The sequence below is a fragment of the Chryseobacterium sp. ZHDP1 genome (genome assembly GCF_018603435.1).
GTDB lineage: Bacteria > Bacteroidota > Bacteroidia > Flavobacteriales > Weeksellaceae > Chryseobacterium > Chryseobacterium indicum.
In genome coordinates this window covers 1,492,689-1,515,467 of record NZ_CP075682.1, presented here as the reverse complement: position 1 = coordinate 1,515,467, position 22,779 = coordinate 1,492,689, and the positions used below count along the sequence as shown (strand labels likewise).

Annotated in this window: 22 protein-coding genes and 1 tRNA gene; 17 read left to right on the top strand and 6 right to left on the bottom strand. The window is 36.4% G+C overall.

Annotated features, from left to right (window positions below):
* Positions 1–55: 55 nt before the first annotated feature.
* A tRNA-OTHER gene (locus KKI44_RS06815) sits at positions 56–164 on the bottom strand.
* Between the two features lie 274 nt (positions 165–438).
* Complete coding sequence (locus tag KKI44_RS06810) at positions 439–1,821, bottom strand: RtcB family protein (RefSeq protein WP_214590427.1); 1,383 nt, start codon at positions 1,819–1,821, stop codon at positions 439–441.
* A 346-nt stretch (positions 1,822–2,167) separates the two neighbouring features.
* On the opposite strand from KKI44_RS06810, the gene KKI44_RS06805 reads away from it, so the two are divergent.
* The 4 genes from KKI44_RS06805 (at position 2,168) to KKI44_RS06790 (ending at position 5,049) form a co-directional block, all read left to right on the top strand.
* The gene (locus tag KKI44_RS06805; protein WP_214590426.1) at positions 2,168–2,500 is read left to right on the top strand and encodes a HopJ type III effector protein; all 333 of its coding nucleotides are present in this window, start codon (positions 2,168–2,170) and stop codon (positions 2,498–2,500) included.
* A 239-nt stretch (positions 2,501–2,739) separates the two neighbouring features.
* Complete coding sequence (locus KKI44_RS06800) at positions 2,740–3,762, top strand: helix-turn-helix transcriptional regulator (RefSeq protein WP_214590425.1); 1,023 nt, start codon at positions 2,740–2,742, stop codon at positions 3,760–3,762.
* A 50-nt stretch (positions 3,763–3,812) separates the two neighbouring features.
* A complete protein-coding gene (locus KKI44_RS06795; protein WP_165763009.1) occupies positions 3,813–3,956 on the top strand; it encodes a hypothetical protein in 144 nt (47 codons plus the stop codon).
* Between the two features lie 130 nt (positions 3,957–4,086).
* The gene (locus KKI44_RS06790; protein ID WP_250902065.1) at positions 4,087–5,049 is read left to right on the top strand and encodes a transposase; all 963 of its coding nucleotides are present in this window, start codon (positions 4,087–4,089) and stop codon (positions 5,047–5,049) included.
* A gap of 559 nt (positions 5,050–5,608) precedes the next feature.
* On the opposite strand, the gene KKI44_RS06785 is transcribed toward KKI44_RS06790, so the two are convergent.
* A complete protein-coding gene (locus tag KKI44_RS06785) occupies positions 5,609–6,793 on the bottom strand; it encodes a DUF1501 domain-containing protein (protein ID WP_214590424.1) in 1,185 nt (394 codons plus the stop codon).
* A gap of 68 nt (positions 6,794–6,861) precedes the next feature.
* Positions 6,862–8,247 carry a DUF1800 family protein gene (locus KKI44_RS06780; protein ID WP_214590423.1) on the bottom strand — a complete coding sequence of 462 codons (1,386 nt, stop codon included), beginning with the start codon at positions 8,245–8,247 and terminating at the stop codon, positions 6,862–6,864.
* Positions 8,248–8,529: 282 nt separating this feature from the next.
* Between KKI44_RS06780 and KKI44_RS06775 the strand changes: the two genes are divergently transcribed.
* The 8 genes from KKI44_RS06775 to yiaA all read left to right on the top strand — a co-directional run bounded on the left by KKI44_RS06775 (position 8,530) and on the right by yiaA (position 16,019).
* Positions 8,530–9,093 (top strand): hypothetical protein, encoded by a 564-nt coding sequence (locus KKI44_RS06775; RefSeq protein WP_214590422.1) that lies wholly within the window; start codon positions 8,530–8,532, stop codon positions 9,091–9,093.
* Between the two features lie 114 nt (positions 9,094–9,207).
* A complete protein-coding gene (locus tag KKI44_RS06770; RefSeq protein ID WP_214590421.1) occupies positions 9,208–10,257 on the top strand; it encodes a glucokinase in 1,050 nt (349 codons plus the stop codon).
* Between the two features lie 151 nt (positions 10,258–10,408).
* Positions 10,409–10,975, top strand: coding sequence for a YceI family protein (locus KKI44_RS06765; RefSeq protein WP_214590420.1), 567 nt, complete (start codon positions 10,409–10,411; stop codon positions 10,973–10,975).
* Positions 10,976–11,053: 78 nt separating this feature from the next.
* On the top strand, positions 11,054–11,686 hold the full coding sequence (locus KKI44_RS06760; protein WP_214590419.1) for a YceI family protein: 633 nt from the start codon (positions 11,054–11,056) through the stop codon (positions 11,684–11,686).
* 84 nt (positions 11,687–11,770) lie between these two features.
* Complete coding sequence (locus KKI44_RS06755; RefSeq protein WP_214590418.1) at positions 11,771–12,412, top strand: alpha/beta hydrolase; 642 nt, start codon at positions 11,771–11,773, stop codon at positions 12,410–12,412.
* A gap of 108 nt (positions 12,413–12,520) precedes the next feature.
* Positions 12,521–13,864, top strand: a complete 1,344-nt coding sequence (locus KKI44_RS06750; RefSeq protein ID WP_214590417.1) for an ammonium transporter — start codon at positions 12,521–12,523, stop codon at positions 13,862–13,864.
* Positions 13,865–14,102: 238 nt separating this feature from the next.
* Entirely contained in the window at positions 14,103–15,521 is a 1,419-nt protein-coding gene (locus KKI44_RS06745) for an L-serine ammonia-lyase (RefSeq protein ID WP_214590416.1), read from the top strand.
* A 105-nt stretch (positions 15,522–15,626) separates the two neighbouring features.
* Positions 15,627–16,019 carry an inner membrane protein YiaA gene (gene yiaA / locus KKI44_RS06740; protein WP_076396732.1) on the top strand — a complete coding sequence of 131 codons (393 nt, stop codon included), beginning with the start codon at positions 15,627–15,629 and terminating at the stop codon, positions 16,017–16,019.
* A 159-nt stretch (positions 16,020–16,178) separates the two neighbouring features.
* On the opposite strand, the gene purE is transcribed toward yiaA, so the two are convergent.
* Positions 16,179–16,682: a 5-(carboxyamino)imidazole ribonucleotide mutase gene (purE, locus tag KKI44_RS06735; protein ID WP_214590415.1), complete on the bottom strand. Its 504-nt coding sequence runs from the start codon at positions 16,680–16,682 to the stop codon at positions 16,179–16,181.
* A 145-nt stretch (positions 16,683–16,827) separates the two neighbouring features.
* Between purE and KKI44_RS06730 the strand changes: the two genes are divergently transcribed.
* The 5 genes from KKI44_RS06730 to KKI44_RS06710 all read left to right on the top strand — a co-directional run bounded on the left by KKI44_RS06730 (position 16,828) and on the right by KKI44_RS06710 (position 21,523).
* The gene (locus KKI44_RS06730) at positions 16,828–17,733 is read left to right on the top strand and encodes a DMT family transporter (RefSeq protein ID WP_214591111.1); all 906 of its coding nucleotides are present in this window, start codon (positions 16,828–16,830) and stop codon (positions 17,731–17,733) included.
* A gap of 91 nt (positions 17,734–17,824) precedes the next feature.
* Entirely contained in the window at positions 17,825–18,391 is a 567-nt protein-coding gene (locus tag KKI44_RS06725; RefSeq protein WP_214590414.1) for a hypothetical protein, read from the top strand.
* Between the two features lie 7 nt (positions 18,392–18,398).
* On the top strand, positions 18,399–20,522 hold the full coding sequence (locus KKI44_RS06720) for a cation:proton antiporter (protein WP_214590413.1): 2,124 nt from the start codon (positions 18,399–18,401) through the stop codon (positions 20,520–20,522).
* Between the two features lie 62 nt (positions 20,523–20,584).
* Positions 20,585–21,022, top strand: a complete 438-nt coding sequence (locus KKI44_RS06715) for a hypothetical protein (RefSeq protein WP_214590412.1) — start codon at positions 20,585–20,587, stop codon at positions 21,020–21,022.
* Between the two features lie 126 nt (positions 21,023–21,148).
* Positions 21,149–21,523 carry a hypothetical protein gene (locus KKI44_RS06710; RefSeq protein WP_214590411.1) on the top strand — a complete coding sequence of 125 codons (375 nt, stop codon included), beginning with the start codon at positions 21,149–21,151 and terminating at the stop codon, positions 21,521–21,523.
* Between the two features lie 88 nt (positions 21,524–21,611).
* Here KKI44_RS06710 and KKI44_RS06705 read toward each other — a convergent pair whose 3' ends face one another.
* Positions 21,612–22,724 (bottom strand): 5-(carboxyamino)imidazole ribonucleotide synthase, encoded by a 1,113-nt coding sequence (locus KKI44_RS06705; RefSeq protein WP_214590410.1) that lies wholly within the window; start codon positions 22,722–22,724, stop codon positions 21,612–21,614.
* Positions 22,725–22,779 lie beyond the last annotated feature (55 nt).

Below are 22,779 nucleotides of genomic sequence, written 5' to 3'. Positions count from 1 at the left end.
GCTTTTAAATAAATTGCGCCTTTGTGTATATCTAACAATTTTTTTTCATTTTTTGAGGAACAGGCAGGACTCGAACCTGCGACACACAACTTTGAAGTTTACAGGAACTTTATTTGCCAAAAGCGAAAAGTAATCTGTTGCTCTACCATCTGAGCTACTGTTCCTACCTTATGATTAAAGGTTTTCATTAAACCCTACAGGCTTTTACACCTGCAAGGTTCGGTTATTAGTTTTCTTTTTTATTTTGTTTTTGTTTAATGCAAAGACGCAAGTTTTTTTTTCCAATTGGTTATGTTTTTAAGGCGTAAGACACTTCGGCAAGCTCAGTGTGATACTTTTAGCTAATATTAAGTTTAAATTTTATCGGAGATAAAATCCTTGCGCCTTAACAAGTATAGTTTTTAAAAGTAATTTGCGCCATTGCGTGATATCCAACAATTAAGCTTTTCTAAACTTCTTCTTTTTCTTCCACGGTGCATTTTTCTGAACATCACCCGCCATGATACATCCGTAAGGCATCACTTCATCCAGAACTTCACACAGTCCGTATTCTTCAATCTGCGCTCTTACTTTTTTGGCACTTTTATAAGCGGTTGGAAGCTCAGAAATATCAATTTCGTTGGTGAAGAAACGGATATCTAATCCTTTGGTTTCTTCTTCAAAAACTTCTTCAATGGTTTTATGCGCCAACGATTTTTTATGCTGACTTCTACTGAAGTTTCTTCCCGCTCCGTGTGGTGCGAAACCTAAATTTCTTTCGTTGGTTGTTCCTTTTACAATCAAAACAGGTTCTGCCATATTCAAAGGAATCAATCTCGGACCTGTAATATCCGGCATAAATTTATCATCCAAAGGCGTTGCACCTTTTGCGTGGTAGAATAAATCTCCATCTCTGAATACAAAATTATGCTCGTTCCAGTATCGGTCTTCTTTCTCGATTCCTAATTTATTCAAAGCGGCATCATGAATGGAAATATGGTTTTCTTTCGTCCATTTTCTGATTAACTGCAAGGCTTCCCAATATTGTTTTCCTTCTTCCGTTTCATAAGGGATCCATGCGTTTTCTCTTAAGGTTTCAGGAGAAATTTCCATTCTGAACTGGTTCGCAACCTTCATTCCTTTATCATATAAAGCTGCGCCCGGAGCTCTTGAACCGTGGTGTGTTACCAACATCGTGTTTCCGGTATTTTTGGAAATTCCGACAAACAGGAAATGGTTTCCGTCGCCCTGCGTTCCCATATGAGAACGTGCAATGCTTATTAATTTTTCGTCATTCAGAAAATCATTCGCTCTAAAAGCATCCATTAATTCCTGAGACATCGGCATCTGTTCTCCTCTCGGTCTTCCACCGTATCCGAAATGCGTGATGGAATGAGCTGCATCCAACACTTCTTTAGGATCTGCCTTTCCAAAATCCGTCAGCATAACAGAACAGCAGATATCTGCACTATGGAATCCCGGATGAATCGCATTTTTTGCCACAACCACACCGCCAACAGGAATATGTCCTGCAGGACCTGTAGGACAGGCATCCGGCATAATGGCTCCGTTTTCCAGAGTCGGCGTTTTCATCAGGACTTTCATGGTGTTGATTACTTTTTCCACGTTATCATTTTCACTTTCGTGTTCTGCTCTGATGTTGATCACAAAATCTTTTGCCGTTTCATGAAGCGGAATCAGTTCGGGCTGTTTAAACTGTTCCAGATATTCTTTTATCTGAGTTTCGTTTAAATTATTTTCGTTGATGAATTCAATCGCTTCTTTAAACCATTTCGCTGGTCTGTATCCTAATTCGATTAAATGATTTCCGTTAAATTCCATGTGTTCTCTCATTTTGATGATGCAAAGTAAGAACTAAAGTATGCAATCTTTTTGCGCAGATAAAATTATTTTAATTATTTTTGACGAGTTGACCACAAAAGGCACAAAAGTTAGTTGACACATGAGTCACATTAGTTTTAAGTTAAATGATTGAGAATATTTTAGAGCACATAAGATTTAAAAATCAAAGATTTTTGTGAGGAACAAAGAAAGCTCTAAAGTGGATACTGAATCATTTCAAAAAATAATGTCCTTAAAGAACGAGAAATGGTTTTTTAAAACTTTTCTAAACAGATATTGCTCCGATCGGGCGGATTTCTGTTATTTATAAATAAAAAATTAAGATATGTTATTTGAACAATTAGAAAAATCGGCAGAGGAAATCCAGTTTAAGGATGTAATTGCTTTTATTGATGAACATTACGATTTTACTCCCACAAAATTTACAAACGGAAAAACGGTAAATGAAGCCAATCAGAATAATGGTTCCTGTAAGATTTTTAGTTTTGCGAAATTAAATGATCTGTCGAAAGAAGAAACGCTGAGTCTTTTCGGAGAATTTTACAGGGAAGATGTTCTTAAAAATCCTGAAGGAACAGATCATCAGAATATCAGAAACTTTATGACGTTTGGCTGGGACGGGATTGCTTTTGAAGGAAAAGCTTTAAGTAGAAAGTAAACTGTCATTGCTAAAAGACCGGAGGTCTGCGAACGCAGTTCAGAAATGACGAAGCAATCTCAAATAATTTGGAAGAGAGTGAAAAATGGTAACGTTTAACCACCCCGTCAAAAAATCCAAGATTTTTCGCCACCCCTCCAGAGGAGGGGAATTTGACCGCCTTATATTAAATTCAACCTCAATCTAAATCTCAGTCTTAACCTTAACCTTAACCTTAACTTAAACCCTAACCTCATCGTATGTCATCCAACAAAAACGCGCTCATCCGGTATAAAACACTGGATAAATGCCTGAAAAATAAATACAGGAAATATACTCTCGAAGATCTTATTGACGAATGTTCGGAAGCTTTGTTTGAATTTGAGGGGAAAGAATCTTTTGTAAGCAAAAGAACGGTACAGCTGGATCTGCAGAATATGCGGAGTGAAAAATTCGGATATGAAGCACCGATTGAGGTATACGAAAGAAAATACTATCGTTACAGCGATCCCGATTACAGCATTCATAATATTTCGGTTAATGAAAGTGATCTGAAAGCCATGAATAATGCGGTGCAGATTCTAAAGCAGTTCAAAGATTTTTCGATGTTCAAGGAAATGAACGGGGTGATCCAGAAACTGGAAGATTCCATCCATTCCACGAACCAGAAATCAATTATTCATTTAGACAAAAATGAACAGTTGAAAGGTCTGGAATATATTGATATTCTGTATGATGCGATCTTGCACAAAAAAGTGCTGAACATCACGTATAAAAGTTTTAAGGCAAGAGAATCAGATTCTTATATTGTTCATCCGCAATTGCTGAAGGAATTTAACAACCGCTGGTTTTTGATCTGTTCCAATAAGCAATATGTCTATAATCTCGCTCTGGACAGAATGGAAGATATTCAGACCGATGAAAATATTGAGTATATTGATATGAATCTCGACGGCGACGAATATTTCAAAGATATTGTGGGAGTAAGTGTTTCGCCGACGATGGCTCCGCGAAATGTGGTTTTCTTTGTAGATTCTTCCAACGCTCCCTATGTAAAGACCAAGCCTTTTCATGCCAGTCAGGAAATTGTAAGCGAAACGAATGAAGGAACCATTTTTAAAATCTGTGTACAGCTGAACTTCGAACTGGAAAGACTTCTTTTGGGGTTCGGAGAATGTCTGGTTGTGCATAAACCGAGAAAACTCAGACTGAGACTGGAAGAAAAATTCAAAGCGGCAGCTAAAAATTATGAAAACCTTGCCATTCCGGATGAAGACGGATAAAAATCTTGGCGTAGAAATTGTATTGCATGAATCATAAAAAAATAAACCGTATGAAATCAAGAATATTAAAAGCAGTTGTTGCTGTCGTAGCTCCTTTAGTGATTGAATTTATCGTGAAGAAAATTTCTGAGAAAATTGATCAGAAAAGTCAGAAAAAAGAAGATCCTAAGCAACTTCCTGCATCCACGAATTAACATGACAAGTAGTTAGATTAGGCATAATACTGAAAAATAGTTGGTAGAATCCTATCAAAACCTCATTGTTAGGCTGCTTGGAGGAAGTTTTATGAAACGTGTTTCATAAAACTTTTTCTTTGTCTGAAAAATGGCAAAAAAACGTTGTTGGTCTTGTTCAAGCCTGGAGGTAATTCGTTGGGGAAAACAAGGGGGAAAGCAAAGATTTAAATGTAAAAATTGCGGGATTTTATTTACTCAAAACAGAACGGAGCAGAGAATTAAAAATCGTTTTATCTGGTTCAAAAAATGGGTATTGGAAAGGCAGACCTACAAAACGCTTTGCAGAGACAGCGGTTATTCGAAAGATACTTTGCAGAAAACATTTTATACCATTTTAGAGCAGTCTCCTACCTTAAAGATCATCAAACGGGAAAAGGTGAATTTAAGAATGGATGCAACTTATTTTGCTCAGTTCTGTTTAATTGCTTATCAGGATGATTTTGATGGATATACACAGCTTATCCGTTTTACCGATGGAGAACATTATGAAGAAATCAGGGAAGATTTAAACAATCTTTTACGGCTGGGCGTAAAGCTGGAAAGCATTACTACAGATGGACATAAAAGCGTTTTGAAAGCCATAAATAAATCTGATGGAGACATCATTACTCAGAGATGTCTGGTTCATATTCAGAGAATGTGCCTGATCTGGCTCACAAAGTTTCCTAAACACATTGCCGGTCAGGAACTTCGAAAACACGTTTTATTATTACTGAAAATTAAAACACAAAACGATAAAATCTGGTGGAAAAATGAACTCAACGACTGGTATTTGAGACATCAGGATTATATTAATGAAAAAACAATTAATCTTGAAACCGAAAGATACTGGTATACCCACAAGCTTATCAGACGATCGTATTTTACTATAAAACGGGCATTGCCCAATATGTTTCATTATCTGGAAAATCCCAATATTCCTAAAACAACCAATGGTATTGAGGGATATTTCAGCCATTTAAAAAATCATCTCGACCTGCACAGAGGTCTCACATTGAAAAACCGAATCAATTTCATCAAATGGTATATTTATTTTTCTAACGAAAAATAGAGTTTTTTTAGCCATAAGGTTCATCCGATAATAAACGAAAAGGTGAGGGAAACCTCACCTTAAAACTATCGTTTTGAACATTAATCCTATTGCTGAAAAGTTGATCTCCACCAGTGCTTTTGTCCTCTTCGGATTAACATCCATAATTTATTAAAATATATCCTGAATTTCACCAACTATTTTTCAGTACATTACCTTAGATTTAAATTATAGAAAAGAGGCTGTTCATTTTTGCAACAGCCTCTTTTTATTTTTAAAATTTTCTAAATTGATTTTAAAATTCGCCGCAAGCTGAAGGTTCGACAGAGTAAAAAGTTGCAAAATATGATCAAAATGTAATAATTACTAAATTTATTGTTAACTTTTTATTTGTTAAGACAAATTTTTATGATTGTCCGTAATTTGTCATCATTAAACCTTTGAGTTCTTTGCTGAGTGAATAGTTTATGCTGAGCTTGTCGAAGCACCTTTGTGAACTTAAAAGCAGTTAGTATATCAGAAAATCTTAGTGATCTTAGCGTTAAAAGCAGTATAATTTATAATGGATAATCAAACGCTTTTATACAAAATCATAAACCCCGTTTTTCCAGCCCAGAACTTTAGAAGAGTCCGCTTTAAGCCAGTTTTTTAGGATGGTGGCATAAATTTTCCGGAAATCTTCGGTGTAGATTAAATCTCCTTCATTCAGATTCTGTAAATCGGGAAGTGCATTCAAAATTCCTTTTTTCTTTAAACCTCCACTGATGAAAAACATCTGGTTTGCCGTTCCGTGATCGGTTCCGTTACTTGCATTCTGGGCAACACGTCTGCCAAATTCTGAAAAAGTCATCAGCAAAATATCATTAAAAAGTCCGTTGCTTTTCATATCTGCCACAAACGCTTTTACCGCATCATTAATATCTGTAAACAGTTTTTGCTGTCTTTCATTTTGGTTCACGTGCGTATCGAAACTTCCGATGGAAAGATAATACACTCTCGTATTAATGTCAGATTTTATTAAAGAAGAAACGGTTTTAAAGTCTTTTCCGAGCTGAGAATTTGGGTAGACTTGTTCCGTATTTTTTGCCTTGCTTTTTTCGAAAATATACCCAGCATTGTTGATGGTGGAACCTAAAGTCTGATATAAATAGGAAACCGTTTCATCGTCATGATGATGATCATACAGCGATTTGAAATATTTTTCCTGACTGGTCTGATATAATCTTTTCGGATCTTTAAAGGCAAATGCTTTATTTTTTTCACCTTTTAAAGCTAAACTCAGCATATCATCCACTTCTAATGCTTGTGTGGGATGATCGCATTTATAACATTCTTCATCCAGAAATCTTCCCAGCCAGCCTGTGTCAAGATATTCATCGCTTCTGCTTGCAGAATGCCAGATGTCCATGCTTCGGAAGTGTGATTTATCGGGATTCGGATAACCGACATTATTCATCACAGAAAGTTCTCCCTGATCGTACAGTTCTTTGAAATAGGAGAGGGCAGGATTAATCCCCGCTTCGTCCGTAAGCTGCATGGAATTCTGAATGGCAATTTTATTTCTTTCCCTGAAATAAATATCATTTTTTGTCGGAATAATCGTATTCAGACCATCGTTTCCTCCTGTAAACTGAAGAACCACCAATATTTTCTGATTGGGTTCCAGTGCGTCATCGAATGTCATGGCTTTCAGAAAATTTGGCATCAGAAACGATGCGGTTGCCAATGAACTTATTTTTAGAAATTCTCTTCTTTTGATTAACATAAGCTTAGGTTTTAGGGTAAAGATGATAGGTTGCAGGCTTTAACGAAGCTAAAATCTACTGCTGAAAACTACATTAACTGATATTCCGGTGTCGACATGAGATTAATGACATTCATTTTCACACTGTTGTCGGAGAAATTTTTCACCGAATTCATATCCAGAGATTTTGAACTCTGAATTAAATAATCTTCCACATTCTTTCCGTTAAAAATCTTTTCTACACGCGACCAATCGATGGTGATATTGGGATTTTTAAAACTTTTCGTTAAAGAGTTTGTGTTGTTTTTTAAACCCATATCCAAATCATCATCTTCTTTCGGACGGTAATCTAACGGTCGTAAACCAGACCAGATCTGAGGAATCTGAAGTCTTAACATTAAGGTCGAGCTGTCGATCCACGATTTTCCGTTCGGCCAGCCTGAAACATTGGGTGGGTACAAAAGCATCTGTCCCAGTAATTTCTGATAAACGATGAGGTTTTCAGGATTCTGAATGGTCATCGGAAGAGAACGCATTATTCCTGCCATGAGTTCAATCGGAGATTTTATCCTGCTGCCGATATTTTTTTTATCGTAAAACCAGGAGCTCGAGAAAATATCCATCATGAGTCTTTTAATATCGTAACCGGACTGGTAGAAACTTTCGCTCAGGGGTTTTACAACGTTTTCATCAATATTTTCATTCACGAAGAATTTATAGATTTTTGTGGTGATGAATTTTGCCGTTGCCTTTTGTTCAAGAACGATATTTAAAACATCTGTGCCTGTAAAATTTCCGGTTTTTCCCAGAAATGTCTTTGAGCCTTCATCATGAAGATTTTTCCGTTCTTTAAAATTACCTTCTTTATCCGATCCCCATCCTGTAAAAGCTCTTGCGCCTTCTCGTATGTCTTTCTCCGTATAATTTCCTCGTCCCATCGTGAAAAGTTCCATCACTTCACGGGCAAAATTTTCGTTGGGATGATCTTTTTTGTTCTGCTGATTGTTAAGAAAATTCAGCATTGCAGGAGCCTGGCTGACTTCAAATAATAGATCTTTAAAGTTTCCGAGTGCATTTTTTCGGATCACATTTAAAATCTGTCGGTTAAATTTCGGATTGACAACTCTTGAAGCAAAATGTCCGTGCCAGAAAAAAGCCATTTTTTCTCTCATCTGCTCTTTGCTGTTCACCATTTTATCAAGAAAATTCAGATTGAGCTCTTCGTTCTGCTGTCGGCTGATTCTCTGCATTTCCTTTTTCTTTTCTGCCGGAGTCTGATCATTCATCATATAATCTCCGGTTTCTGCAATATCGGGCGTATCATAATTTACATAAAGAAATGTTTCTTCTCTAAACAGATCATTAAGCAGGCTTTTAATGTCTTTTTTATGAAGATCTTCCAGCTGATTGATTCCCGGTCCGAATCCTGCCCGCCAGAGAAGGTGTTTATTGTTGAGTAACGATGGAGAAATCATATCAATTATTTACTTTTTGATGGCTGTGATAAGGTAAGGTTAAAATTAATAACGGTTAAGAATTGTTAATATTGAATAGTGTTTTGAATAAATTGAGTTTAAATGTTTAATCATTTATTTAAAATGAGTGAATTTTTTAAACGTTTATTTAATTTTTTAGTCAGAATAATGGATTGAATTTCATGTTTTTACATTTTTAAGCATTGTTAAAGTCGCAGGAAAGGCTTTGCTTGGCACGATTTTTACATTTTTCAGGTTAGTAAAATTTAAAAAATCAGAGTTATGAAAATGTTTAAACAAGCAATTTTATTTGCCGGAATTTTGACTGCAGGAGCATTGAGCGCACAAAGTGCACAGATGAATAATATGATTAAGGTAGGAGCAAATGTTGGTTTAGCAGTTCCTTCTGACAATACTTCGATGGCAGTAGGAGTGGATGTAGCATACCAGAACCTTATTACTCCGGGATTCGGATTGGGTATCGCAACAGGATATACACACTATTTCGGTAAAGATAACAACGGATATACTAATAATGATGTGGGAGTAGTTCCTGTAGCAGCATTAATTAGAATTTATCCTAAACAGACAGGATTTTACTTTGGTACAGACTTAGGGTACGGATTTTTGACAGGGGATAATAAAGTAGCATCTAACGTTGCATTAGACAGACCAAATGGCGGATTTTATTTAAAGCCTGAAATCGGATATCACAATCAGGACTGGAATTTCTTCGTACAGTATCAGAAAGTTTTTGTAGGAAGCAACGGCGATTTGCCAAATCAGGACTACAATGTGGGCAACATTGGGGTAGGATTTTCTTACAATATTCCTTTAGGGAAGTAGTTAGATTTAAATATAAGCAATTATTAACCAAACCTTTTCGATTTTTTGAGAAGGTTTTTTATTTCTAACGAAAATTTACAAAAGATATTATTATATTTGATAAAATTTGAGGTTATGATTTTGAATCCAAAATTTCCACTTTATTTACCAGGAGTAAAAAACGGTAGCAATGATAACGTTTCTATCATTGGCGCAAACCTACGTGAAGATATTACAACTTTAGGATATTTCGTCTCCGGTAACGGAGGTCTTGAGATTAAAATCCAGAATAATTACCCAACGAAAGAGTATGCTTCTTTTTCAGAAATCCTGAAGAAGTTTATTCTGGACAATCAGCTGGAGAATGTGAAAAGGCTTGGAATGGCTGTTCCGGGACCGGTTTTAAACGGAAAAAGCAGCCCTGCAAGATTAGGCTGGAATCTTGATGTAGAAGAATACAAAAGAGATCTGGGATTCGAAAAAGTAAATATGCTGAATGACCAGGAATCTTCAGCTTACGGAATGGGGCTTTTGGAAGATTCTGATCTTGACCCGATCTACACAAGCGGACATCTTGAAAACGGCAACGTAGCGATTCTCGCTCCGGGAAATGGTTTGGGTGAAGCAGGATATTTCTTCGACGGAAAATATTTAAGACCTTTCGCAACAGAAGGAGGACATTCTGAATTCTCTCCAAGAACGAATGTTGAGGTAGAATTTTATCAGTTTCTGAATAATCTTTACGGAATTGTAAGCTGGGAAAATGTGTTATCTAAAGGAGGTCTGTTTAATATTTACAGATTCCTCAGAGATGTAAAAAGACATCCTGAACCGGAATGGCTTGCAGAGCGTTTCTCGAATGGCAATTTTGTTGAAGAACTATATAAAGCTGCGGTTGAAGAAGATGTTCTGATCTGTAAGATTGCTCTGGACACTTTCCTTGAATTTTTAGCAAGAGAGGCAAACAATTTAACGCTGAAGTTAAAAGCAACCGGCGGTTTGCTGATTTCCGGAGATATTCCGCAGATTATTACAGACTATATTAACAAGGATAAATTCTATGAAAAGTTCAAGATCAGCGATAAAATGGAAGAAATGCTGAGAAACATTCCGATTTATCTGAACAGAAATCCGAATACGGCACTCATTGGTTCAGCGCTTTATACCGCTTACTATCACGAATAAAACAAAGCTCCGAAGAAATTCGGAGTTTTTTTATGGATGATATTACTCATGAAAAAAAATGTATTTATTGATGTACATCAATGAAATCTCTCGAAGCAGTTAGTTACATTTGTATCAGTAAATAACAAACAAGAAAATAACTTTTATTCAAATGAAAAAAATATTTTTATTAGCAGTTTTAGCAAGCGGACTTGCATTCGGACAGGTAAAAAAAGTAGTAAGCTCTGATGTACAGTGGTGGGGTTACAAAATCGCAAAATCTGAGGCAAGCTCTCACAACGGTACCGTAAAAGTAAAATCCGGAGAAATGGTATTGAAAGGAAACCAGTTAGTAGGAGGTTCTTTCGTTCTAGACATGACTTCTATTAATGCTACAGACCTTTCCGGTGAATATCAGCAAAAACTGAATGGTCACCTTAAAACAGGAGATTTCTTTGAAGTTGAAAAATTTCCAACAGCAACTTTCAAAATCACCGGAGTAAAGAAAAACAACGATAAAGTGTACACTTCTTTAGTTACAGGAAACTTAACGGTAAAAGGAAAAACGAACGCGATTTCTTTCCCTGCAAAAATTACCTATGCAAACGGAGCAGTAAGCTTAATGTCTAACAAATTCTCTATCGACAGACAGAAATTTGATGTTGCTTACAAATCAACAATGCAGGATGTTCTTGTGAAAGATGATATGGATTTGCTTGTAAAAGTAACAGCTAAATAATTTAATCAAAAAAAGATTATTAAAAGTGTAGAAGTTCTACACTTTTTTTTATTTTTGTTGAATTGTAAATAAAAAAGAATGAAAAGATTACTATTGTTTGCTATGATGTGCGTAAGTATGTCATTTGTTTTCGCTCAGAAGAAAGGAGATAAAGTGGTAAAAGTAACATCGTCGGACATCAGATGGTGGGGGTATAAAGTTGTAAAAACGGTTCCTACTACACATTCCGGAACCATAAAACTGAAAAGTGGAAAATTCACTTTTGACAAAACAGTTTTGGTGGACGGAGAATTTGTGATTGATATGAAGTCATTGATGGCAGGTGATGTTTCCAGTCAGGATGAAGATATGGTAAAATTAACGAACGATCTTAAAAGTTCAAATTTCTTCGATGTTAAAAAATTCCCGCTGGCGAAATTCCATTTAACGAAAATAATTCCTTTGGCAAACAGCGAGTATAATTCTACCGTTTACGGAGATGTAACGATTAAAGGAGTGAGAAAAACGATCACTTTCCCTGCAAATGTCTATATCACTCAGTTTACGGTGGTTATCGAATCGGCTAAATTCTCATTGAACAGAAGAGATTTCAAAGTGTTCTACCAGTCTTCTCTGAAGGATTATTTCATTAAAAACGAAATGGATATTCAGTTCAAAATTTCGACAGCAGTTTTGGATAACGAAAACAGAACGCCTGTTAAAAAGAAATAAGGTATAATTTCCTTTAATAAACGAAAATGAGCGATTTCTTTGGGAATCGCTCATTTTTTTTAACGATTTTTTTATTTTAGTGGTATGAAAATTTATGTAGTAAGTGGACTTGGTGCAGATTTTAAGGTTTTGGAAAAAATTGAATTTCCAAAGCATCACGAAGTGGTTTTTATCGATTGGCTGATTCCTCACCAAAATGAAGAATTCTCAGATTACGTAAAAAGGATGGCAGAAAAGGTTGATGATTCTGAGCCCTTTTATCTGGTAGGATACTCTTTCGGCGGAATTATGGTGCAGGAGATCAACAGGCTGAAACCTGCCAGAAAAGTTGTTATTCTCGGAAGCATTAAATCCCATAAAGAAAAATCCCGTCTTATTAAAGCCGGACAGATCACAAAAATTCCAAAAGTTCTTCCTGTTACTTTTTTCAACGAAAGAACAACCAATATGTATTCTGTAGTCAGAAAATTCTTTGATCCGCGAAATCCTAAGGTTTTACAATACTTCAGAGTAAGAGATCCGTATTATTTAAAATGGTCGATTGAAAAAATATCAGACTGGAAGTTTGAAGAAAACCCTGATGTTATACAGATTTTAGCAGACCGCGATATTGTTTTCCCGATAAAAAATTCCAAACCCGATTATGTAATCAAAGGAGGGACTCATTTATTTCCAATTACAAAATTTAAAGAAGTAGCTTCTATTTTGAAGGGGGTTTTGGATTGAAATTGTATTTAAAAATTAAAATTCTATTAATTTTTAAGGGGTTTGTTTTAAATTTTATTGTTTTTGAAAAATTTATCCTTACATTTGAAGGGTAAACACAAATTTTTTATGACAGTAGGTTTAAAATGGATTGTTTCTTTCGCGATCATCGCTCTTGTTGCAGTAGGCGGATTATTCTGGAGTCCCATTACAGATTTTCCCAACACAGGAGAGTTTTTAAGCGAAGATAAAATTGTAGGTGCGGATGTTGCATGGATTCTTGCTGCGGCAGGTCTGGTTTTATTAATGACTCCCGGTTTATCTTTCTTTTACGGAGGAATGGTAGGGAAGAAAAACGTAATTTCTACGATGCTTCAAAGCTTTATTGCTTTGGGAGTAATTTCTATTTTGTGGGTAGTTGTCGGTTTTTCTCTTTCTTTCGGAGATTCTATTGGTTTTACCATCAATGGAGAACATTACGGAATCATCGGCAATCCTTTAAGTTATCCCTTTTTCAGCAGGGTAGGAGTGTTGCCGCATAAAGCAATGGCTTCAACAATTCCTTTTATTCTTTTTGCCTTATTTCAGATGAAATTTGCAGTCATTACTCCTGCGTTAATTACAGGTTCTTTTGCAGAACGTGTACGTTTCATCTCCTATCTTCTATTCATGGTGCTTTTCAGCCTGTTTATTTATACACCTCTTTGTCATATGGTTTGGCATCCGGACGGATTGCTGAATAAATATTTTGGCGTAAAAGATTTTGCGGGAGGTACTGTTGTACACATGAGTGCAGGTTTTGCAGCTTTAGCAGGCGCAATGGTTGTAGGAAACAGGAAAAAACCTCATCACGATCCTTCCAATATTTCGTATGTGATGCTGGGAACAGGAATGCTCTGGTTCGGGTGGTTTGGTTTTAATGCAGGTTCGGCTTTGGCAGCCAATGCAACAGCAGCGACGGCTTTCGGAACCACTACAATTGCTTCAGCTTCTGCGATGATGACGTGGATCTTTTTCGACAGAATTAATAAAAGAAAAGTTTCAGCTTTAGGAGCCTGTATCGGAGCAGTTGTTGGTTTAGTCGCAATTACTCCCGCCTGTGGTTTTGTTTCTGTTTCAGAAAGTCTGTTCATCGGATTTATTTCCGCCATAGTTTCTAATGTAATGGTGAATTGGAAAGCTTTAAAAAAAATTGACGATACACTGGATGTTTTTGCCTGTCATGGAGTAGGAGGAATTATGGGAATGATCTTAACGGCAATTTTTGCACACGGTGAAAATGCGAGTCTTCTTCATGGCGGGTTGGAAGTTTTTGCCCATCATATGGCAGCCTTATTTTTAGTCTCTGTTTTTACTTTTTTCGGGTCATTGCTTTTGTATAAAATCACCAATAGCATTATTACTTTAAGAGTTTCTGAAGAATCCGAAGATATGGGACTGGATATTTCGCAGCATGAAGAAAGCCTTTGCTGAGAAAGAGAATGTTGAATAGTAAATGGTCAATTGTCAATCGTGAATTTACTTAAATTAAAAGATTAACAATTCACAATTGAATGCGAAGCAAATTCACCATTCTTCATTCATACAAAAAAGATTATCTACAAGTGTTCATATAGTTTTAATTTGAGCCGGAGCTGAATTTTCAGCTCCGGCTTTTGCATCTCGATTTATCGTGTATCTTTGTGTTTGGGAAAAATGAGCAAATTTCTATATGGAATCAATATCGGTTTTTGAGATTATAAAAGTAGGAATAGGTCCGTCCAGTTCGCATACGATGGGACCTTGGAATGCAGCTTCTGCATTCATCAGGATTATTAAAAGAGAGAGAACAATTGAAGAGGTAAAAGAAGTTTTCCTTGAATTTTTCGGTTCACTGGCAAAAACGGGGATCGGTCACGGAACCGATATTGCCGGAATGCTCGGTCTGAATGGCGAAGATTTTAAAACAATCGATACCACGAAAATTGATGAAAAAATAGAAAAAATAAAATCTACCCAAATTCTTAATCTGGGTGGCGAAAAAGAGATTCCTTTCATTTACGGGCATCATTTAGTGCTTAATATGAAAAAATCTCTTGAGTATCATCCCAACGGAATGATTTTCAGAGCCATTTTTGAAGACGGAACCGAGCTTGTGCAGGATTTTTATTCTGTAGGCGGCGGTTTTATCATGAGTCAGGAAAAAAAATCAATTCAGAAACATTGTGTCCGTACTCTATATCCTTGTCATAAATCTTCCGATATTGTAAAATATTGTGAAAAACTAGGATTAAAACGTATTTCAGATTTAATTTTAATCAATGAAGAAAGCTGGAGAACACCGGACGAGACAAGAGCAGAAGCACTTTACATCTGGCAGCAGATTAAAGAATGCATTTACAAAGGCGTCAATAAAGAAGGAACTCTTCCGGGCGGATTGAATGTTACGCGTCGTGCAGCCGGAATCAACAGAAAATTACTGGGCGATAAAATTTACAAAAATAAAGATGAATGGTTTCAGCAGGTTGTAGAAGCCGAAGAAAATTTCACCAATATCAATAAATGGATTTCCTGTTTTGCATTGGCGGTGAATGAAGAAAATGCAAGTTTCGGAAGAATTATTACCGCTCCTACCAACGGTGCAAGTGGCGTAATTCCGGCGGTTTTGATGTATGCACAGGCTTTTACGGAATTCACCAGCGAAGATGACATTGTGAGATTCCTTTTAGTAGCAGGAGAAATCGGTACATTATTCAAAAAAAATGCAACCATTTCTGCGGCAATGGGCGGTTGTCAGGCAGAAGTAGGCGTTTCTTCGGCAATGGCGGCGGCTGGTCTTACCGAAATTTTGGGAGGAAGTGTCGGTCAGGTTTTAATGGCAGCCGAAATTGCCATGGAGCATCATTTAGGCTTAACCTGTGACCCGATAAAAGGTTTGGTACAGATTCCTTGTATCGAAAGAAATACGATGGGAGCTATAAAAGCCATCACGGCAGCAAATATTGCACTGGAAAGTGATCCTGCAAAAGCGAAAGTAACTTTAGATGAGGTAATACAAACCATGTGGGAAACAGCTTTATCGATGAATGACCGTTTTAAGGAAACTTCAGAAGGTGGTTTGGCAATTGCGGTGAATGTTCCGGAGTGTTAATGTACAATATATGTTATTAGTTTAATTTAATTAAGGAACCTTTAAAGAATAGTTCACATTTAATTTAAATTAATATCTTTGAAGCTTTTAACAAAAACATTAAACATGAAAAAGCAAAATGTATCAACTGCATTTGTCGCAGCATCCTGGGTTGCTTTAGGAGCCGGAATGATTGGTTTTATTGTAGGTCTTGCAAGAGCGGAAATGCAGCTTAATGAGAAAGGATATTATTTTACCATCCTTTTATATGGATTATTTGCAGTAGTCTCTTTGCAGAAAGCAGTACGCGACAGACTGGAAAATATTAAAGTGACTGATATTTATTATGGGATCTGCTGGTTTGCTACTCTTTCCTCGATTGTACTATTGGCGATCGGATTATGGAATGCGACGATTCTTCCAAGCGAAAAAGGTTTTTACGGATTTGCCTTTTTACTGGCACTTTTCGGAGCCATTGCCGTTCAGAAAAATACACGGGACAATATGCTTCAGGAATAAAAAAGATTAGACTCTCCAAACTCGGAGAGTTTTTATTTTAATGGAACTCGAAAAAATTCCTGATGAAACAAGCTGTAGCGGAATAACTAACTAAATTTCAGGAGTAGTGATAATCAGGCTCACGAATTTCGTGAGCCTGAGTCTTTATCATGTATTAAATTATTTATCAAAATGATTCGGATGTTTCTCCTTAATGTCGTCCACAGTTCCCAGAACTTTATCCTTTAAAGAATCCTGATATTGCTGAAGGTTTTCAGCAACGGTTTCATCGGAGCTTCCGATAATTTTTGCAGCTAAAATTCCTGCATTCAAAGCACCGTTCAAAGCCACTGTAGCTACAGGAATTCCACCCGGCATCTGCAGGATTGATAATACAGAATCCCAGCCATCAATAGAGTTACTCGACAAAATAGGAACTCCGATCACAGGTAAGGTTGTACAGCTCGCTACCATTCCCGGAAGATGGGCTGCTCCTCCCGCTCCGGCAACAATTACTTTCAATCCCCTTTCTTTAGCGGTTTTCGCATAATCGAACATTCTTTCCGGTGTTCTGTGTGCAGAAACTACCGTCAGTTCATAAGGGATGTTCAGGGATTTTAAAAAATTCGCTGCCTGTTCCATGATTGGCAAGTCGCTCTGACTTCCCATTATTATTCCTACCATTTTTCAATTTATTAGATGTTCAAAGATAAAAAATTAAAAAACCTCACGCAAAAAGGCTTAAAAGTTGTTGGATAATATTGAGGAAGCTCAGGAAAGCTTTTGAATGAACTTTTAATTGAATATATTTGCCGCTAAGACCACCATTTTGAAAGATTTTAAGCTTACTCTTGCCATTCTCACCGTTGCTGTTGTCTGGGGAACTACATTTTTATCAATCCGCGTTGCTGTTGAAACCATTCCGGCTTGGTTTGTTGCGGGAATCCGCCAGTTTCTGGCAGCAGTTATCATGCTTTTCATCTTACTGTACAGAAAACAGTTCCAGTGGATCGGCTGGAAAAATCTGGGATATCAGCTTATTTTTTCTTCTTTAATGCTGATTATGGCAAACGGACTGACAACCGTTGCAGAAGAAACGCTGACGAGCAGTTTAACTTCATTAATGAGCGCAACTTCACCTATTGTTGTATTTTTGGGAAGTGTTGCCATCGGATTGCAGAAATTCACCATTCGTGCAATGATCGGTCTTTTAATGTGTTTCGGAGGAATTTTATTTATCTTTTGGGACGGCATCAATGATCTTGCGAATCCGGATTACAGATTTGGGATTTTCCTTTTATTTATTGCCATTGCAGGATGGGCCTCAGGAACGATTTTTACGAAGAAAATGAATATCCAGAGTAAAAATATTTCACTGAACTTATTTTATCAGTTCGCGTTTGCCGGAATTATTCAGATTATTTTTGCTTTCCTTTTCACGGATAATTATAACTTTGAAAACTGGTCTGTAAAAAGTATTTCAGCAATGCTGTATCTTTCCGTTTTCGGCTCCGTAGCTGCTTTTTTTGCCTATCATTATGCTTTAACGAAGGTTTCTCCGGTTCAGGTTTCCATACTGGCTTATATTAATACTATTATTTCAATTTTCTTAAGCTGGCTGATTCTTAATGAAGAAATTTCAGCTAAATTTATCATTGCAGCGATATTGATTATTTTGGGTGTTTTTGTTATTAATTACAATAGAGAAATGTTTAAAAAGCAGCGAATCGCTTAAAAATCAATCCGAATTATTACCATTCACACAAAAATAGAGGCTCTAAACTTTCCGTTTTTTTTCTTATATTGTTTTCACCAAGTTATTCAATATGATAAAAAACGCCTTATTTGCAGTTTCTGCTATTCTACTGCTTTTAACGAGCTGCGACAACAGGAAAAAGGAAAATGACCTTACTTTAAGAGAGCAGCAATTACTTGAAAAAGAAAAATCATTTGCACAGAAGGAATCTGAATATCAGTCTCTTTTAAAAATGAGAGACAGTATTTTTGCTAAAAAAGATTCGGTGAGAATTGTAGTCTGGCCTGCTGAAATCGCCGGATCGTGGACAGGAAAAGTGATCTGTACAGAGTCCAACTGCAGCGATTATGTAGTCGGCGATCAGCGTACCGATACATGGGAATTCGACAGTGATTCTATCCAGCTTGTAACCAAAATCATCAACAATAATAATCTGGTAAGGCTCTACTCCGGAAAATTTGAAAACAACGAGGCAAAGCTAAATTTTAAAACAGATTCTGCTTCAAAAAAACAGGTTGAAATGAATGTTATCCTGAATGATTTTTCAGCCAATAAAATAAGAGGTACAAGAACTATCTCAACAGACAATAACTGTACTGCAAAGTTCTCTGTAGAATTAGTACGTTCCACCAAATAAACACATAATGACTTTACTGAGCATCCATAATCTGAGTCTTCCTATCGAAGACCCGGTACTTAAATTTCTTCTGGTTTTAATTATTATTCTTGCCGCGCCATTGCTTTTGAATAAGATAAAAGTCCCGCATCTGCTGGGATTGATTATTGCAGGTGCTGTCATCGGTCCTAACGGCTTCAATGTTTTGGCAAGAGACAGCAGCATTGTGGTGACAGGAACCACAGGATTGCTCTACATCATGTTTCTTGCAGGACTGGAAATAGACATGGGTGATTTCAAAAAAAATAAATGGAAAAGTCTCACCTTCGGAATTTATACCTTCACCGTACCTTTTGTTCTGGGATATTTCGGAGCCTATTATATTCTGCATTTTTCGGTTCTGACTTCGGTACTTTTTGCCAGTTTATTTTCGTCTCACACCTTAATTGCGTATCCTTTAGTCAGTAAATTGGGCATTGCAAAAAATTCCGCAGTGAACATTACTGTCGGCGGAACGATGATTACAGATATTCTTGCGCTTTTGGTTCTCGCCGTGATTGTAGGAATGTCGCAGGGTGATGTAGGTACAGAATTCTGGGTAAAACTTTCTGTCTCATTTGTGGTTTTCGGATTGGTCGTTCTTTTGATTTTCCCAATGATTGGACGTTGGTTCTTTAAAAAAGTCGATGACAAAATTTCACAGTATATTTTTGTTCTGGTGATGATCTATCTCGCGGCTTTACTGGCAGAATTGGCAGGTGTGGAAGCTATTATCGGAGCTTTCTTTGCAGGATTGGCTTTAAACAGGCTGATTCCTCACACCTCATCGCTGATGAACCGTGTAGAATTTGTCGGAAACGCGATCTTCATCCCTTTTTTCCTGATCAGTGTAGGAATGCTGATTGATTTTAAAGTATTTTTTAAAAGCTGGGAAACACTGGAAGTCGCCGGAATTATGCTTGTTGCTTCAATTGGCGGAAAATATCTTTCGGCTGTTGCTACGCAGAAAACATTCAGGCTTACGAAAGAAGAAGGAAAGCTGATTTTCGGGCTGAGTTCTGCTTCGGCGGCTGCAACGCTGGCTTCAGTAATGGTGGGTTACAATATTATCCTTTCGGAAACGGAAACGGGAGAACCGATCAGATTATTAAATGAACACGTTCTGAACGGAAGTATTCTGCTGATTCTGATTTCATGTACCATATCATCATTTGTTTCAATGGCAAGTGCACAGAAAATGGCAGAACAGGATAATGAAGATACGGTTTCCGGAAATACGCATGAAGAGGAAAACATTCTTCTGGCTTTAAATTATGAAGCCACCGTTGAAAGAATGGTGAATCTGGGAATTTTAATTAAAGCCCATTCTAACACAGAAAATATATTCGCGCTGAACGTCATTAACGAAGATAAAAATGAATCTTCCGTAAAAAATGCCGAAAAACTGCTGCACAACGCTACAGATACGGCTGCTGCTGCGGATGTGAAAATTCAGCCACTGAAAAGATACGATAACGATGTCATCAATGGAGTGAATAACGTTATTAAAGAGCAGAATATTACCGATATCATCATCGGACTGGAAGATGAAAAAGGTTTTTCTCCTTCTTTTGTGTACAATCTTTACAACGGCTATCTTCAGAACGACCATGTGAATGTTTTGGTGTATCACGCTGCACAACCTTTGTCGACCATCAAAAAATACGCGGTGATGATTCCCGAAAACGCCCATAAAGAAGCAGGTTTCTTTCATGCGCTTTTAAGGGTTTGGAATATTGCCAGAAACTCCGGGGCAACGATTGTTTTTTATGCTTCGGAAACTATTCTGGACATTCTTCAGAAAATTATTAAAAAAGCCAATATTGAAGCGGAATTTATCATTATGAATTCTTGGAAAGACGGCGAAAAAACCGCTGCGGAACTTAAAGAAGATGAAGCTTTAATTATTTTTATGGCTAAAAGAGGAATGATATCCTACATTCCGCAGATGAGACTGATTCCGGAACTTTTAAACAGAAACCTTCGCGACAATAATTATTTGTTGGTTTTCCCGTTCTCCGAATTCGATGAAAATGATGTGGAAAAACGTTCTGTAGGAAATCATGATGATTTTATGGAAATCGGGAATGTGATTAAGAAGATTTTTAAGTAAGAATTGTATATTATATTCAAATAATATTTATATTTCACTTATTAAAAACTAATTACCAAATCATGAATGAAACAGAAAGAATCAACGAAGATTTAAGGCAATATAAATTGTTTAAAATCCAGAGAGTAAATACTCATGAACAAAAATTCAAAGAGTTAAAGAATGATTTTGTCAAAATTCAAAAAAATGAAATTTTGAATTACTTGATCGCTTTTCTTAATATGGCTGTTATAGTCCTATCACTATACAATCTCTTCAAATTATTCACCGTAAGTAATTATTTTGATAGTAATTCGGAACTCGTTATTTTTAATATTTTTTCGATATTAATATTTTCTTTATTCTTAACGTATAAATTTTGGAATTTTAATCTTAAACTTAAAAAATATATCAAAACGGCAGAGAACGCGCAAAGTTATTTTCAAAACGAAAGTGAAAATTTGAGAAGTAATTATGAAAATTATGTTGATCATTATTTAAATGATATCAAAAGAAAATAAAGACATTAATTTTAGAAATAGTTCAAGTAAATGAAATTTACCTATATAATCTGTTTTATACTATTCTTTGGAACATATGAATACAATTATGCCTGTGATTGTAATTATGAAGGAAGTTTTCTTAAAATGTCTTTAAATTCAAAATTAATCACTGTAGTTAAAGTAAAAAAGTTTATTACCTTCAAAGATATTTATGATGAGCAGGTTCCAATGTCTATGGAAGTTGAAGTTATTGAAGTTGTAAAAGGAAAAGAATCCAGAAAGACATTTATCATTTGGGGAGATAATGGAAATCTCTGTAGACCTTATCTTTCTTCATTTCAACAAGGCAAATACTACATCATGAGTCTTAATGCTGCGAGTGACGGAAGTAAGAATAACCATTTTCACACCAAAGAAAGACCAAAAGATTATTATATTTCAGCTTGCGGATGTTATTGGCTTACATTTAATAAAGATTCAAAAACAGTTTATGGAGATATTTCAAAAAATAAAAAATAAATGAAGCTTACAGAGTTAAAAAATAAAATTAAAAACTAAAAAAGACTGCCTTCTCAAGCAGTCTTTTTCAATGATGTTAATCGTAAAATTATTCGGAAATAACTCTTACCATTTCTTTTACCATTACCAGTTTTTCCATCAGTTCCTCTCTGGATTCTGCAAGAACATTAATGTGCCCCATTTTTCTTCCCGGTTTCGTTTCTGTTTTTCCATACAGATGAACGTAGGTTTCAGGAAGTCTTAAAACGTCTTCCATTCCTTCATAAACCGCTTTTCCGGAAAAACCTTCTGCGCCCACCAGATTCAGCATTCCGCTGTAGATAATGGCATCTGTATCTGCTAGAGGTAAATTTTTTACTACGCGGTACATCTGCTCAAACTGTGAATTGGCATTTCCTTCCTGGCTCTGATGTCCTGAATTGTGAAGTCTCGGAGCCGTTTCGTTTACCCAGACTTTTCCTTCTTTATCTAAAAAAAGTTCGATGGCGAAAAGTCCCGGAGAATGAATTGCATTCAGGAATTTTTCTGTTATCGAATTGATCTGCTCCTCAATTTCTTCGGTTAAAAAAACAGGACAGATGTTGAAATCCAGAAGATTAAGTTTCGGATCGGCAACCATTTCCGTTACAGGGAAAGTTTTTGTTTCTCCGTTCTCATTTCTGGCAACAATTACGGAAAGTTCTTTATCAATATCCACTAACTTTTCGATCACAGAATCCTGTATCCAGAGATTTTTCATGTCTTCATTGGTGCGGATTACCTGAACCCCTTTTCCGTCGTAACCTCCTGTGTTCATTTTCTGTACAAATGGCAGAGGCATTTTGATTTCGTCGGAACTTCCGTCCATTACTTCAAATTCAGGACTTGGAATATCGTGCTCCGCGTAAAATTGTTTCTGAAGAATCTTTTGTTGAATCGTTTTAATGATTTTAGAATTCGGAACGACTTTTATCCCCTGATTTTCAAGTTCGGCAAGAGCATCCGCATTTACGTGCTCGATTTCGATGGTTACCACATCTTTATCCTTACCGAAATTCAGAACGGTTTCATAATCGTTGAAATTTCCCTGGGTAAAGTAGGAAATATTATGACAGGGTGCATCTGAAGCAGGATCCAGCGTATAAAATTCATCGTCGTATTTCAATGCTTCCTGAATCAGCATTCGTCCGAGCTGTCCTCCTCCTAAAATTCCAATTTTCATTTTTTACTTTTATTTTCTGTTAGATTTAATATAGTTTAAAATTTAATGCTAAGGT